Consider the following 14866-nt stretch of genomic DNA (forward strand, 5'->3'; position numbering starts at 1 on the left):
TGAACCCGCCTCCTACTCGATCAGGTGGTTCGGTCTGACCACGTAGCTTTGCGCGCACACATGATGCGCATGGATTGCGGAGTTTTAAGTGTTTAAGAGAATCTTGATTTCCAGTGCTGTGGTCACGATGCTGGCTGGCTGTGGCCAGGCAGTAAATGACGCACGTCTGTCTATGGCACTCAATGAGTTGAGGCAGAATTGTTTTGGCAACGACACATATAGCTGCCGCAGTCAAACGATTGACTTTAACCAGAAGGTTCTTGAGCTAACCCCGTTCAAAAGCGACGCCGCGAAGGAGAACATCACTAAGCTCTTTGGAGAGGAGGGATGGTCGCTGTATCAAGATATCGCTGACGAGTTTGTAGAAGACGGCGTGGACGCGCTTGAGGACTTGAGACCTAATATTTTCGCGCGAGTTTTCTTCGGTGATTCGCAACCTGTGTCCCCAAAAGGGTATGTAATGACCTTAAACCCGGAGGACATGGGCCGTGCGTTGAGCGAAATACAAATGGAGTTTTCTGTTCGTGCTAAGAAGGCAGGACTGAAGCCAGACGATCAGGCACTTCGGAGTTACCAAATGATTGCCGATGCCTTGAACAGCAAAGGTAGCCCCAGCTCTGTCGAGCCAGTGCCTAATGCCGACGTTGATACCATGGCAGCAGGTCCGGCCGAGCCGCAATTGAATAACCCAGTTGCGACCCCACCCCCAGTCGTGATGGCTCAACCAACTGCTGCAGCACATTCGTTCCCTGAACTGACTGGCGCCATCAATGCCTACATTGCGGGGCTCGATACCGACGGCGGTGTAGAGTACCCAGAAGGTCGCCAAATCATTCAGGTGGATCTGAATGGTGACGGTGAGTTGGATGCCGCAGTGCTCTATACCATCGAAGGCTCAGGCGGCTCACAGACGGCGTATCAGACGCTCTCTGCGTTCTACCATGCGCCAGAGGGTTGGCAAGCTCAAGGTGGCGATGCTGCGATCAGTGGCGCCGTTCGGGAGGCGCGTGATGTCGGCAGCCGCACTATCTTCATTGACGCCCTGGTTCAGGGGGATGACGATCCGCGTTGCTGCCCGACGCAGCCATACCCTCAACGCTTCCAATGGAGTGGTGACAAGTTCATCGAGCTTCCTGGCGCCTAGTCGCAACTGGACGGCTTGAGCACGCCCCATCCTTTTAGTCAGGGCCCTATCCAGGCGCAGATCTGGCAGGCCCTGACTAAAAAATCTGGAACTCCCCTGCATTTATCTAACTCGCATGGATTGAATTTTATGCGCGTGTGTAAAGCTCTTGAAGATCTAATTCGGCAAATATGCGACTGATATATAAGGACTTCTTATATTGACTCCGTCATACTCGAAGGCCAGGAGATTAGTGTTTCTCCCACGGGCTAATGAAATTGAAGGATTGTTATGCCATCGTATCGCGAGGATCTCAAGCAAGTGTGCGCCGAGTACCGTAAATGTCTGCGAAGGTGCCGCAGGCTCCGTGTAGACGCGCTTGGTAAAAACAGCCGACCATACGTAATGACACCCGATCAAGACCAGGCACTACGTGATCTAAAATGGGTAATGATGAGCATAAGCGTATCGCCCAGTTGTATGCCGACAATGATGGGCCAGTTCCGAGTAAATACTTGGCTGATGTATCGTTCAGCGGTTTACATCTCGGGCCAGGTGAGGGTATGAGGCCCGTGCATTTTTTCTCAGCAATGCTCGTGATCATATTAACGGTTATCTTTTTTTTCATGCGTCCTGCCTGAGCGGCAGAATGGTTACAATGATCACAGCCCCGCTGAAAAGACTCAGCACACGAAAAGTGATCAGTAATCGCCTCTAATTTCGCTGGTCGGAGTGGAGAATACACCTTTGCTTTTTTTGGGCATGTGGCCTTATCATCTTTGGATAAGTCGGCACGCTTACTCAAAGGGTATTGGGCTATGGGGTTTCGCTTTAATCGTCGGATAACAATAGTGCCTGGAGTTAGGCTGAACATCTCACCTAGCGGTCTGTCCGCCTCAGTTGGTCCAAGGGGTTTGAGTATGACCTTGGGACGCAACGGCACTTTCCTCAATGCCGGACTGCCGGGTACAGGGTTGTCTTATCGTCAGCGGTTAGACGGCGGCCGCCAATCACCGGCGGCCAACTCGACCGCTTCATCAGACTATTCAGGACCAATCAGGATCAGCGTGCAGGATGATGGGACACTGTCTATTGTCGATGACACTGGTTGCCCGCCACCTGCTTCAGTGGTGAGGCGCGTGAAGAGTGAGCAGTCTGCAGAAATTGAGGCGCTGCTTACCAAGGCCGCTGAAAAGTTGAATCAAGATCTCGCTGATTGCCTGAGTGTCCATGTCGGCACACCGCGGCCCGGGAGTCTGCCGGCATTACCACCGCCTTTTTCGATGCCGATTCCGACTGCACCTGCTTCAGTTGAGCCTGGCCTCATTGATAGGCTGTTCAGGTCTGGCAAAGTTGAGGCTGACCGCCTCACCAACGAGCAGCTGTATCAGCAGGATCTAGCGGAGTGGGAGGCAGCCCGTGACGCGTATGACAATGAGCGCTCGGAAGCTGAGAAGACCTTCCGCCTGGCTGGGAAGGGATTCAGTGCTCACATGGAGAAAGCGCTTGATTACGTGCTGAGCGGCATAGCCTGGCCCAAGGAAACGAATGTTGCCTATCAGTTCACCTACGATGCAGCCGGGATAGCTTTGGATGTGGATCTACCTGACGAGGGTGATACCCCGCGGCGTACTGCCGAGGCAAAAGGCAATGGAAAACTCACCTTCAAGACACGAAGTGATGCCCAGGTGCGAAGGGACTTTGTGGGATTGTGTTACGGCTCTTTGTTCAGGGTCGTTGGCGAGATATTCGCGCTGCTGCCGGCAATCAATCGCTGCCTGGTGTCAGGGTATGTTCAGCGTAATGACCCGTCGACCGGTCGCCTAGAGGAGCCGTATATCTTGTCTGTAGTCGTGCGGCGGGAGGACTGGGACCTTTTGGACTTTGGCCGCATTGAGCACATAGATCCTGTCGGCGCGCTGAATAGCTGGGGTGCTCGGGTCGACTTGGACCGAGCTGCGCGATTCCGGGAGATCCAACCGTTTGACCTTGATTATCTGGGCTGAGATGAACTGCGGCACCGTGGTGCCGCAGCTTTCATACAATTACTAATTGATGACTCCTAGAGCTTTGGCCCCTTTGAGCCATGCGGGGAACTCCTCCATTAGTTTGTCGTACAGACCGTCTTCGGTGAGATCATGGAGGTCATCCATTGCAAAGAAGCTGCAGTTGTCGATAGCTCGGCCAGCCAGATCGTCAAGTCGCTCCAGGATGCCGTAGCCGTTTCCGCCCAGGCCGACAAATTGCCAGAAGAAATTCTTGGAGGACGCTTCGATCATCAATTTTGTGATTGCGCGATTCTCGTGCACACCACCATCGCTGATGAAGATGATGTAGACCGGGGTTTTGTCTCCGCTTTGATTGTAATAGTCCATCAGCAGCCGCATCACCTTGGGCTCGTCGTTTACGCGCTGGCCCACATCCCACTTCCGCCAACCACCTTGCTCAGTGTCGATGTAGTCGCTGTAGTTCGAGAGAGTGGCTGGCGAAAGCTGAACTGGTTTGGCCCCAAACCCAAAAACATCCAGCTCGCCGTCATCGTCGAAGGCAACGGCGAGTGGCATCAGCCGGTTCATGGCTTCTTGCACTCTGCCTCGGCTGTACTGGCCATTCATAGAACCACTCACATCGAGCACGAAGGCTAGCTTAGCTCTCACCTTGGTGAGGTTGTTTTTCTCCAGGCTGATCTGAGCTTTTTTTGCCAGGCTGAGCAATGCTGGCGCTTGGGCTGCGACCTTCTTCTCGAGAGAGAACGTCCCCTGGACAAGAGGCGGCGCAGCTGGTGCTGGTGCTGGGGCCGCGGGTTCGTCGCTCACCTCTCCGCCGAAGTGGCGCACAAGCGCGCTCAAGCCTTCTTTGAAGCCCTGCAGGTTGGCGAGCATACGCCACTCGCCACCCTTGCGATAAATGTCGGCAACCATAATCGCCTTTTCAACGGAGAAGGTGCCGCCAGAGAATTCACAGGTTGCGGCGTTTGGTGCACCTGGTCCGCTGACGACAAAGCGACTTGATGAGATGTCTTTCATGGCACCCGCGCCGTCGATCGCTGCGGTGAATACCAATCGATCAATCGTTGCCGGCAATGCGCCCAGGTTGATCTCGAACTGGCCTGGCCCAATCAGCCGGATGGCATCACCAGGTGCGGAGGTTTGGTTGAAGAACACCATGAAGCGGTCATCGGACAGTTTCGACTGCTGATCAAGCCCGAAACAGGCTACGTCGATCACGTGGCTTGACTGAATGGAGACCACAACCGTGAGGCGGTCAGAAATACCTATGCTGGACAGCGGCAGGCGCTGGCCCTGTGTGATTTGCATACTGCGTCCTTGAGAAGTCAGGTCCGGCGGTTGAGAAGCCAGGACAGCGTCCTGGCGGTGCCCAACACAGCTTAACGTCCGTGGGAATAACGGCGAAGGTAAAGCCTACTGGTTCGGGACCATTGGCCTATGCCGGGCGCGAAGCTTTCGGCGGACGAGGAGGGTGATCGCAAGCACTAGAATGAGCAGCCCGCCGAAGAATAGGGTAACGAAAACTGGGAAAGGCTCGGATTTGCTGGTTGTGGCCTTGATGTCAGTGATGTTTGGGAACATCGAGAAAATCTGGAAGCGCCAGCCGTAATACCGGATGACCGCGAGCTGGTTAGCGTCACGCGAGTAATCCTGGGCCTTAGCCTGCAGGTCGGCGCTATCGAATTTGAAGTACCAGGGGAATCCCCAACCGGTATCTTCATTTCGATAGACCGCTACCTCACGTTTTGCGTCGGTTGAAACAGTGTTGATGAAATAGACATCTCGGGTTGGACCATCAGCCGGATTTTCAGCGCTGATCACACCATCCGCATCCATGCGCTTCACCTCGACGCCAGTCACATGAACGACCTCATGGCGCGGCAAGTAGAAGTGGAGGCACAAAGCGATTGCCGTAACCAGCACCAGGCTGAGGATTCCAAGCGAACGTTTTACCCAGGGCATCAAAGTGATCACTCTTGTGAAATTGGCAATATGCAGGGAAACTGGGGCACCTGCGCTGGAGAGTTGTTGCAAACTACTTCAGGCAGGTCGGAGTATATGCTGCCATATCAAGGTGAATGGGCCTAGCAATCTCCCACCCGCCTTGATGCATGGCTGACCCTAATGGGTATGGCGCGCGTGCGTTGGGCGGCGCACGGCGCAGGGGGCTCACGTTAGCGCAGGCACCCGATTGAACTCGAGGCACTCACCCACGGGGGTGAACTTTGGGTTGCGACAAACCCATGCGGTTAGAGCTGTGTACGCTGCGGATAGCACCGTAATCAGCGCCATGGTTGCCTTTCCCTGACGACGCATCCGCGATTCGAACCTTGCTTGGGATTCGCCCTTGCGACGAGCACCACCGTTGAACAGCGAGGCAATCAGCATCCCGATGACGACATAGAAGACTGTGATGAGGGTTAGCTTTGCCATCAACGTAAGGAAAATGCTCAGGCCCCCTCTGTTGTTTTTCACTGTGGCATAGATCGCATAGGTAATCGCGAGGACGAAGCCTGTTATCACCGAGAAAACGGATACGACGCCAGGCATTTCGAGCCATTTACACACCGCGGCCGTGACGATCCCGAGTGCAGGAAGTACGTTAGTGATCAAGGCGTCGGTATAGTCACTGTAAATGGTTGCAGTCCCACGATGGTGGCGTACAACAGCCCAGATGGAGAGCAGTAGGCCCAGCACCAGGGTGTATTTCCAACCAGGACCGTTGATGAACCACGTAGCTACGGGATTCGATTCCTGTTGAGCTTTAGTGCTACCCGGGCGGACTGCCGGCAGTGTGGATGCTTGAGGTGGAGTGCGTTGTGCCATTTGCGCTGACTGGCGCTGCTGATTCGCCAGGGCCGCTGCTTGCCTTTCGCGCTCGGCGTCCGCGGCGCGACGTTGTGCGGCTTCCCGTTCTTCTCGGGCATGCATTGCCAATACGCGTTCGTCACTCGCGATACGCTCCAGTTCCTGAATCCGACTTCCAAGGGCCTTATCCAGGCACTTCTGGTCTTGGCATTGATTTCGGATCTGAAGCCACTGCCTTTGCGATTGACGAAGCCCCTCTGGGTTGGAGGACACTGCGACGGCCTTCTTGTATGTACGATCGAGAACTCCATCCACTCCGGATAGGTAGCCATCTCGGCAAATCTCAGTCTCTGCGAAGCCCGACGCTTTTGAGCAGTCGAAACTTGCTGCTGAAACGCTTCCTGCGGCCAAACCCAGTACCAGCGCGATTGCGCCCTTTGTAAGCATTTTGAACTCCTTTAAAGACAGCTATTCCTGACCCTCCATCTATCGGCTGGCGGGCGATGTAGTAAAGAGCCATCGTGGCATTTTGTCACTACGTAAGCGTCCGGCGAACTCACCTTCCGAACTCCAGCATCAATGCAAGCTTGCCTAAACCGCCCGCCTAAGGAGGGTTAGGCCGTGCATCCGCAGTCCCTAAAAAGCTCGACCCAATTCTGTACGCCCAATTTGGGATGACACGCGCCCTGAAGCCGGTATCCTCCGGGTTTCTTTCGGAGCCAGCTGGAGGGCTACTTGTCGCGTTCGAACGAAAAAGGCGGTCTGGCGCACCTGGTGCACCTTGAAGGCATCCCATTTCTCATCCCGCTAGACAAGGTCGACGCCCTCCTGGCGCTGAATCGTCCAGAGCAGCGTGTGGACTGGCGATGACGGTCACGCTCAGAGGCCGCAATTCAGACACATCCCTGGCGTGAAATCATTATGATATTGCCGCGGGCTGCCTGAGAGCTTCCATATCAGGGAAGGAACCTCTTGAAACCCGAAGATCGGCAGATAGGTTCAGGAATAAAGCTCGGCTCTCACCTGATTCGGCACACTGCTTTTGGATAATGCGTAGCTTCTGGCTTTCGGAGCTGCAGGTGCCGTTTCTACACACCAACACTGACAAGGAACCGTTGGATGCTCCTAGTTTTGCTCGCGTGCCTCAACGCTGTCTGTTTGCTAGCAGGCCTCCTCTTCAACGCTGAGCTCCTAAACGTCGCCGGCGCGGACATACCGCTGAAGAAAATGCAGGATCTCGAAATATACAGCCAGATCCTGGCGTCAGTGACCGTCTGCCTGACTGGCTGGCGAGTGTGCATCTGGGCTCATCGCCGTTGGGGAGGGGAGAAGTACCTCTGGCACAGCGTGGTAGTAATGACATTGGTCGCCGCTCCTGCAACGTGGTGGGTTCAGGGGGAGGCGCCGGATCTCATCGCTGAGAAATTCCCTCACACCCTCCGGGTATCCAGCCTCTACGCCTATGTCACTAAAAAGGGGCTGCTCTACGATTCCGTTCAAATCCCAGGGCTTCCCTATCAGGATTACCGGGAGCACGGCGAGGGCAAGGCATTCATTGCAAACCTCGGGATTTTGATGAGTGCGCAGGGGACCTACGTAGAGAAGATCGACGGGAACTTCCCAGCATTTGCTGAGGCCGTTTTCAAAGGTTACACGCGCCGCAACGGCGATGCGCTCTACGAGCGCCTCCAAGCTGAAGTGGTACCAACCACTCTGGATGTCATCCGCGCGTATGCCCAGCTTGAAGCACTCCGGGCTACTGGCATAGGCAATAGTGAGTGGAAACCCATCCGGCTGCCCAAGCCTGGCGAGGACCTCGGGTTTGAGCCAACAGTTGCTGAATACGCCCAGGCGATCAAGCCAGGCCTGCGTAGTCGGCCGCAGGTCGCTCAGTCTCCTGAGGTCATGTACATGGCCAGCCAAGCGCTAGGGCCAATTTACGTGAAGGGGATGAACGTGCTTGCCAGTCGCGAGCAATTCGAGAAGTACCTTCCGCAGATCGCCCGCAATATGGCCACCGATGTTGCGCACACCGACATCCGCGGTGAGCAAGGCCTGAATGTGCTCAAAAACATGTGGTTCGTCCCCTGGTCGCTGTTGAGCGGGCTCTTTCTTGGAGCACTCAACCTGGTTGGCCTGATCTTGTCCGCCTGCGAGCGGCGGGGACTGATTCGAGGCCGCCAGTGGCTGCTGCGCACCTTCTCCATCGCTGCAATCGTGGTTATCCCCCTAATGGCCGGCAATGCCCTTGTGCAATCTGAAGGGTACAAGAAGGCCTTCCGCAGCATTGATCACGGGCAGACCCTGGTTGCGGGTGTTTTTCATTGGGCGATGACTGCTGAAGCAATGCTCTACAACCTCACCAAGCCACTGCTTAAAGCAGAGTGACTGTTCGTAAAAAGGAGTTTCAACGTGCGTAAGAAGTTTGTCGCCACTTGCTTGGCTATCGCCATCGCTAGCACGACCGGGTGTGCTCAACTGGGAATCAACAAACAGCAGGCCGGTACGATCATCGGCGGCCTCGCTGGAGCTGTCGCTGGCGCGGCAATGGGTAAGGGCACCGGCAAGATTGTGGCAATCATCATTGCCGGCAGCCTCGGCAGCTACCTTGGCAACCGTATCGGCGCCAGTCTCGATGAAAAGGACCAGCAAGCCCTGGCGCTGCGTACCCAGGAAATCCTGAACCAACCTGTAGCCCCCAACCGACCCACCACCTGGGCGTCGGACCATTCTGGGGCGACTGCTGAAATTGTGCAGGGCAAGGAGTTCACGCAGACCAAAGTCGTCGAGGTCAAGCGTGCCCCTACAATCCAGGCCGTTCCGTCGATGCGCTTGATCAACGAACCTTACGTGACCAAGTCGAGCGTGAATGTACGATCCGCCCCGAATTTGAAGGCTGGCAAGGTCGGCGGTCTTGCTCCGAGCACAGAGTTCACCGCGGTCGGCTCCACGGGTGACTGGGTTTTGGTTGGGCGTAAAGGAGTTACAGTGGGCTATGTGCACAAGTCCTATGTGCAGCCGAAAGAGCAAGCCGTAGCCCAGCGCGCGGCTCCAGCTGCCAACCTGGACGATATGGACGTGAAAGCAAACAAAGAGACTCAGGCATTCGACTTGGACTCCATCCAGTCTCTGCAGACTCAGCAGATCGCGGCCGAAACATCCTGCCGCCCGGTGACTGTGAGCCTCAAGTCCGCAAGTGGCCAGCCTGAGCAGCAGCAGAACACCTTCTGCAAGCAGAACAACGGCACTTGGGAACTGATCTAAGGATTCTCCGATCAAGTCAGCACAGTCCATCTGACCTGTGCTGAAATAGCCCTCCGTCCAACTGCCTTCTACAAGTCCGCCATCCCATGAGTCAGATGAGCTTTTCCGATTTCGAGTACGCCGGCAAGCGCAAGCAAACCCGTCGCGAGCGTTTCCTGGCCGAGATGAAACAGGTGGTTCCGTGGAGTGGACTGGTGGCGTTGATCGAGCCTCACTACCCAAAGGCTGGCGGTGGCCGCAAGCCTTATCCTCTGGAAACCATGCTGCGCATTCACCTGCTGCAGAATTGGTTCTCTTTGAGCGATCCCGCCATGGAAGAGGCGCTGTACGAGATCACGTCGATGCGCCAGTTCGCTCGTCTGACGCTCAGCGCTCCGATCCCCGAAGACACGACGATCATGAACTTCCGGCACCTGCTGGAGAAGCATCAGTTGGCGGCCGGCATTCTGGAACCAATGGAGCTGAGCAATTACTGCGAGGGCTTTACGGGCTGTTCGGTGCTTCCCTGGATGGGGCCACAGAAGGCGGCCTGGCTGATTGGGCAAAATACCAGGTTGGATCAACCATCGGCCGCGGCACTGCTGGCGCATACATCCATGCTGATGAGTTAAAGCTCAGCCATAGTGGGGATAGTAAAAGCGGCAAGATCCATATCCAGCTGTTGGGTGTGGACCAGGGCAACCAGTACCTGTCGCACCAAGGGTCAGAAATGATCTTGGTCTCCGATGTACCTGATGAGGTTCAGCCTGGTGATGAGATGGGGCCGCATGGGGAAGTTGTTAAGCCCAAGTACTCGTGGGGTGCCAACATAGCCGTTCGATCACCGGTGACGGGATCATTCCTGATTGCAGCCTCGGGGCAGTTCGGAACCAAGGTCGACCTGGATCTAACAATCACGCGCTCCGACGACGGTGAAGGGACCATGAGTTTTGTGGTCACTCACCGCAGCGATGGGAGCGAGGTGGGCCGTATCGTGCGCGAAGCTCGGTTCGCCGCTTTGCCTGAGCTGGATGCAGTCCAGGAAACACTCAAAACTGGGTTGACCGCCTTCATCGTCGGCGCCTACGACAAAACCGCTAGCCAAGCCATCCTGACTGACGCTGCCGGCAGTTTCGCTCGTAAGACCAAGGTTGAGAGCTATGCGCTGACCTATAAGGGATTCGATTCGCTCAAGGTGCCTTACAGTCAGGCTGGCAATTCGGGCAGTGCGTTCTGCGGTTCTGCAGGCCTTGCAAACTGGCAGAGCGATTTCGGTAGCAAGGGTAATGCGCACAGCGACTCGGAGTGTGCTATCGCGTTGGCCTTGGCGAAGAGCGGCTCGTTTGAGGAAACCTACACGCTCCATCCTGAAAAGACCTTGTTTGCATCCCTTTTTGTTACCCCTGGATTTGAACTCCAGACCGATTAATCCGTGACCTGCGACCCGGTACTCCTGGGTTGCAGGATATTCACCTCGCGCCTCTAGCCCCGCTTCCTTTGTCGGCCTGAACAAACGGCAGCCCCTTTTTGTCATCTCGACTATAGAACCTGCCATGGAACAGGCTTATTATCGGGAAAACACAAAAAAACCTGACCGATTGATCAAGGATTCCCAAAGATGAAAGTCGTCATTGCCCCCGATTCCTTCAAAGAAAGCCTTTCAGCTGAGGCCGTTGCGGCGGCCCTGGCGGAAGGGGTACGAAAGGCCGTCCCCAACGCTGAGATTGTGACCGTTCCAATGGCTGATGGCGGGGAGGGTACTGTCGCAGCTGTTCTCGCCGCAGCCGGAGGCGAACTGCGATCCACCCAGGTCAACGGACCCCTTGGTACGGAGGTCACGGCTAGCTGGGGTTGGCTTCCAGATATCCGCACCGCGGTGATCGAGATGGCTGAAGCCAGCGGCCTCCACCTGGTGCCTGTCGGCCAGCGCGACGCAACGCGGACCTCCACTTATGGCACTGGCCAACTCGTTCAAGCGGCACTTCGGGCCGGGGCTCACCGGATAATCATGGGTTTTGGGGGAAGTGCTACCAACGATGGTGGGGTAGGGATGCTTCATGCTCTTGGGGCCAAGTTCTTGTGCGATGCCGGTACCGAGTTGCAGCCTGGCGGTTTGGCCCTTCAGCAGCTGGCCCGCATCGATCTGTCAGGTCTGGACTCACGGCTGCAGGACGTCCGATTCGAAGTGGCATGTGACGTTGACAACCCGCTCACCGGCGAGAGAGGCGCCTCGCATGTCTTCGGCCCTCAGAAGGGTGCAACGCCTTCCCAGGTCCGGGAACTGGATTCGGCGCTGGGCGTTTATGCCGACATCGCTGCAAACTTACTGGGCAAGGACGTGCGCAATTCACCAGGAGCCGGCGCTGCGGGTGGAATCGGATTCGCAGCGAAAGCATTTCTTGACGCAAGCTTCCGCCCGGGTGTTCAACTAATCGCCGAGCTGGCCGGCCTGGCTGACGCGGTGAAGGGGGCCGACCTCGTAATCACCGGGGAGGGTAAATTGGATCAGCAAACCTTCTACGGCAAAACCCCTGCAGGCGTTGCAGCTGTTGCAAAAGCGGCGGGAGTACCGACGATCGCTATTGCCGGTACCCTTGGTGAGGGCTACCAGCTCCTGCGCGAGATTGGTATCTACGCGGCGTTCTCTATCACCGCCGGGCCTATGACGCTCGAGCACGCCTGTAGCCACGCCGCGGAGCTGCTTCGTGATCGAGCATTTGATGTGATGAATGTTTGGGCTCTCGGCGGTGCGAACTCATAAGGAATCGCACGAGCTAACTGCTCAGGTTTAGTCCACGACTTGCTAGCGTGCCTTAGTGAGTAATTGATGTTACGACATACACTAGCATGCATTAATCAATGCAAAGCTATGGTAAGTGTTGATACAGAGTAAGCGTACTGGCAAACCGTCTTGCACGACTAAGCCGGACGCCACCTATGCGGCAGCAGCGTTGCAATCTCACTCGCCCGCTGCGTAGGCAAGCGCGTCAGCACATCCTTCAGGTAGGCATACGACTCATGCCCATTGTTCCGGGCCGACTGGATCAAACTCATGATCGCAGCGGCGCGTTTGCCCCTGCGAAGAGCCAGTTCTTGCGCCCCAGTGCCCACGGCCGTATCTGGTTCTCACACCAATTATTGTCAATGGGTACAGCCCCGTCATCCAGGTAGCGCGACAACGCAGTCCAGCGTTTCAAGCTGTAATCCAGGGCTTTGCCAATAGCCGAACCGTTGTGCACGATATCGCGCTGGGCAACCATCCAGGCATGCAATGCATCCATCACTGGTATCGCCCTTTCTTGCCGTATTCGGCGGCGTATGTCCGATTCCAGATCCTTGATTTCCCCCTCGATCTCGCACAACGCCTGCATGTAACGCAAGGCTTGTTCAGCCAGCGTGCTCTTGTGCGTCGCATGCAGTTCGAAGAACTTGCGTCAGGCATGGGCCATGCAGCCGATTTCAGTCACGCCGAGTTCGAAGCTGGCCTTGTAACCGCCGAAATCATCGCAGATCAGCTTGCCCTTCCAGTCTTGCAGGAAGTTACGCGCATGCTCGTCGCCCCGGCTGAGGCTGAAGTCGTAAACAACAGCCGAGGTTTCGCAAAACGGGCTGGTGGCGTAAGCCCAAACGTAGGAACGATGGGTTTTCTTGGTGCCCGGCATGAGCATTTGCACCGGCGTTTCATCAACATGAACGACCGGCTGTTCAAGCACCACTTCGCGCAGCGCATCGACCAGTGGCTGCAACTGCACACCGCAGGTGCCAACCCATTGGGCGAGGGTCGAACGCGGGATAGCCAGGCCGGCGCGGCCAAACATGGCTTCCTGACGGTACAGCGGTAGGTGGTCAGCAAAATTCGCAATCATGACGTGGGCCAACAAGCCCGCAGTCGGGATGCCCTTATCGATCACCTGCGCCGGCACCGGAGCCTGGATCAGTGTTTCGCAACTGTTGCAGACCCACTTGCCACGGATATGGCGCTCCACGGTGAACACGCCAGGTGTGTAATCGAGCTTCTCGCTGACATCTTCACCGATGCGTTTGAGCGTGCAGCCGCAGGCACACTCCCTGTTGTCCGGCTCGTGATGGATCAGCGTGCGGGGAAACTCTGGCGGCAAGGCGCGACGCTTGGGTTTCTGCTTTTCCTAGGTAGGTACCGGAGTAACTTGCAGCGACTCCAGCTCCGCTTCAATGGCAGCAATATCAGTGTCGATCATATCGTCGAGCAAACTGGCCTGTTCCGGGCTCATTTGCTCGCTGCGCTTGGCGAACTTGAAGCGCTTGAGCTGGTCGATCTCGTGGCTGAGTTTTTCGATCAGCGTTTTGTCGTGATGGATCTTCTTGTCCATGACCTGAACGGTCTTGCCCATCGTCTCGACTTGCTCGTCGAGCGCCGAGATGCGTTGCGGCAACTGCGCCGCCAGAGCGCGCAGTTGTTCGGGGTTCAGTTGGTCGAGGTCGGGGATCGAAGTCATGCCGCCGATCTTGCCAGATCAGCGTAAACAGGACGACAGGCTGATCGGACAATTGCCCTGCCGGATGGGGCAAGGTTCGGCTTAGAGGATGGAAATGGCGTTTCCGGGGCCAACTCTTCCCCATGGCAAGCCCAGTATCAAGGCGTGTAGCTGTTCGGCGCTCAGCTCCATTTGTGAACCGTGACGCGTGCCAGGCCAGGCGAATTTACCTTGGGAGAGCCGACGTGCCGCCAACCAGATGCCCAACCCGTCGTGCACCAGCACTTTCATGCGGGTGGCGCGGCGGTTGGCGAACAGATAAGCGCAGTGCGGCTGCGCCGCACCGAACACTGAAATCACGCGGGCCATGGCAGTGTCGGTACCGGCGCGCATGTCCATCGGCTCGGTGGCGAGCCAGATGGCGTCGATGCGGATCATCGCAACAGCTCTCGAAGGAAGCTTGCGCAGGCGGTTGCGCTGTCCACTGGCCAAGTCATCTTGATGGGCGTGCGCGGGTGCTGGATTTCCAGGCTAATACTGGGGGGCTGAGCATGCGTTCCAGCGTCGAGCATCTGCGGATGCAGCGGGATGAACGCAGGCTGAAGAGCCACGGCTTTTTGATTGTGCAGCCGAATCCATTTGTGGACGAGGTTGGCATTGAGGCTGTAGCCCAAGGCGATGTTTGCGATGGAGGTACCGGGCTCGGAGCACTCCTGGATGACCTGGGCTTTGAAAGATTTGCTGTAGGTACGGCGCTGAGGGTGCATGGAAAATCCGCTTGATGGGCCAGAAATGGTGTCCACTTAATTAGGTGGACACCATGGCCTTCGGCGGTTGCGTCAGGAAGATGTGTTGGCCGGACGGATACGATACAGACTCGGCGAAGCTGAAAAAGCTTGAGCAGGAACTGGTTGAGTTGACCAGCAGGCTGAGAATCGGCACATGCTACATTGCTGATGCAGACCTGGCGATTGAGCAGCAAGCCTTCCATGTGAAGGACTTCACCGCCTCTAGCCTGAAGCCCCTGCTCAGTCCTGCAGCTGAGCTGTTTTCCAGAATGCATGCCGGCGAAGTGTACAAAGGCTTGGGCGTTTCGGAAGGCGAAGATGCATTGAAATGGAACTGTCTTCGCCGAGGGCCATAAGCCTGCATTGGACGCAGAAGGGAAGCTTAGCCGGAGGCAGCGCCAGGATCTGGCATTGTCACCCTACTAGCCCGAGCTCGGAATA

At 56.4% G+C, this 14866-nt stretch carries 13 protein-coding genes and 2 pseudogenes; 9 read left to right on the forward strand and 6 right to left on the reverse strand.

Features of this window, described 5'->3' with window-relative positions:
* The first annotated feature begins 88 nt into the window (after window positions 1-88).
* Complete coding sequence (locus B4I46_RS16960) at window positions 89-1144, forward strand: hypothetical protein (RefSeq protein ID WP_286901068.1); 1056 nt, start codon at window positions 89-91, stop codon at window positions 1142-1144.
* Window positions 1145-1941: 797 nt separating this feature from the next.
* Entirely contained in the window at window positions 1942-3129 is a 1188-nt protein-coding gene (locus B4I46_RS16965; RefSeq protein ID WP_286901070.1) for a DUF4236 domain-containing protein, read from the forward strand.
* A 42-nt stretch (window positions 3130-3171) separates the two neighbouring features.
* On the opposite strand, the gene B4I46_RS16970 is transcribed toward B4I46_RS16965, so the two are convergent.
* From B4I46_RS16970 to B4I46_RS16980, 3 genes are all read right to left on the reverse strand, one after another.
* The gene (locus tag B4I46_RS16970) at window positions 3172-4440 is read right to left on the reverse strand and encodes a VWA domain-containing protein (protein WP_286901071.1); all 1269 of its coding nucleotides are present in this window, start codon (window positions 4438-4440) and stop codon (window positions 3172-3174) included.
* Between the two features lie 105 nt (window positions 4441-4545).
* Window positions 4546-5094 (reverse strand): DUF1523 family protein, encoded by a 549-nt coding sequence (locus tag B4I46_RS16975; RefSeq protein ID WP_286901352.1) that lies wholly within the window; start codon window positions 5092-5094, stop codon window positions 4546-4548.
* A gap of 207 nt (window positions 5095-5301) precedes the next feature.
* Window positions 5302-6387: a lysozyme inhibitor LprI family protein gene (locus B4I46_RS16980; RefSeq protein ID WP_286901072.1), complete on the reverse strand. Its 1086-nt coding sequence runs from the start codon at window positions 6385-6387 to the stop codon at window positions 5302-5304.
* Between the two features lie 288 nt (window positions 6388-6675).
* On the opposite strand from B4I46_RS16980, the gene B4I46_RS16985 reads away from it, so the two are divergent.
* From B4I46_RS16985 to B4I46_RS17010, 6 genes and pseudogenes are all read left to right on the forward strand, one after another.
* Window positions 6676-6810 (forward strand): hypothetical protein, encoded by a 135-nt coding sequence (locus B4I46_RS16985; RefSeq protein ID WP_286901073.1) that lies wholly within the window; start codon window positions 6676-6678, stop codon window positions 6808-6810.
* Between the two features lie 249 nt (window positions 6811-7059).
* Entirely contained in the window at window positions 7060-8328 is a 1269-nt protein-coding gene (locus B4I46_RS16990) for a hypothetical protein (RefSeq protein ID WP_286901075.1), read from the forward strand.
* Window positions 8329-8352: 24 nt separating this feature from the next.
* Window positions 8353-9204: an SH3 domain-containing protein gene (locus tag B4I46_RS16995; RefSeq protein WP_286901076.1), complete on the forward strand. Its 852-nt coding sequence runs from the start codon at window positions 8353-8355 to the stop codon at window positions 9202-9204.
* 86 nt (window positions 9205-9290) lie between these two features.
* Window positions 9291-9653, forward strand: a pseudogene (locus tag B4I46_RS17000) (transposase); the annotation flags it as partial.
* A 260-nt stretch (window positions 9654-9913) separates the two neighbouring features.
* Window positions 9914-10612, forward strand: a complete 699-nt coding sequence (locus tag B4I46_RS17005) for a hypothetical protein (RefSeq protein WP_286901077.1) — start codon at window positions 9914-9916, stop codon at window positions 10610-10612.
* Between the two features lie 189 nt (window positions 10613-10801).
* Entirely contained in the window at window positions 10802-11944 is a 1143-nt protein-coding gene (locus tag B4I46_RS17010) for a glycerate kinase (RefSeq protein ID WP_286901078.1), read from the forward strand.
* A 158-nt stretch (window positions 11945-12102) separates the two neighbouring features.
* On the opposite strand, the pseudogene tnpC reads toward B4I46_RS17010, so the two are convergent.
* The 3 genes and pseudogenes from tnpC to tnpA all read right to left on the reverse strand — a co-directional run bounded on the left by tnpC (window position 12103) and on the right by tnpA (window position 14404).
* Window positions 12103-13658, reverse strand: a pseudogene (gene tnpC, locus B4I46_RS17015) (IS66 family transposase).
* A gap of 81 nt (window positions 13659-13739) precedes the next feature.
* Entirely contained in the window at window positions 13740-14075 is a 336-nt protein-coding gene (gene tnpB, locus B4I46_RS17020) for an IS66 family insertion sequence element accessory protein TnpB (RefSeq protein ID WP_286901080.1), read from the reverse strand.
* Complete coding sequence (gene tnpA / locus B4I46_RS17025; protein WP_286901081.1) at window positions 14072-14404, reverse strand: IS66-like element accessory protein TnpA; 333 nt, start codon at window positions 14402-14404, stop codon at window positions 14072-14074. The genes tnpB and tnpA overlap by 4 nt, the downstream gene beginning before the upstream one ends.
* A 53-nt stretch (window positions 14405-14457) precedes the next feature.
* Between tnpA and B4I46_RS17030 the strand changes: the two genes are divergently transcribed.
* Window positions 14458-14781, forward strand: a complete 324-nt coding sequence (locus B4I46_RS17030; RefSeq protein ID WP_286901083.1) for a hypothetical protein — start codon at window positions 14458-14460, stop codon at window positions 14779-14781.
* Window positions 14782-14866: the final 85 nt, after the last annotated feature.

It is taken from the genome of Pseudomonas sp. UBA7500, from assembly GCF_002478435.1.
Taxonomy (GTDB): domain Bacteria; phylum Pseudomonadota; class Gammaproteobacteria; order Pseudomonadales; family Pseudomonadaceae; genus Aquipseudomonas; species Aquipseudomonas palmensis.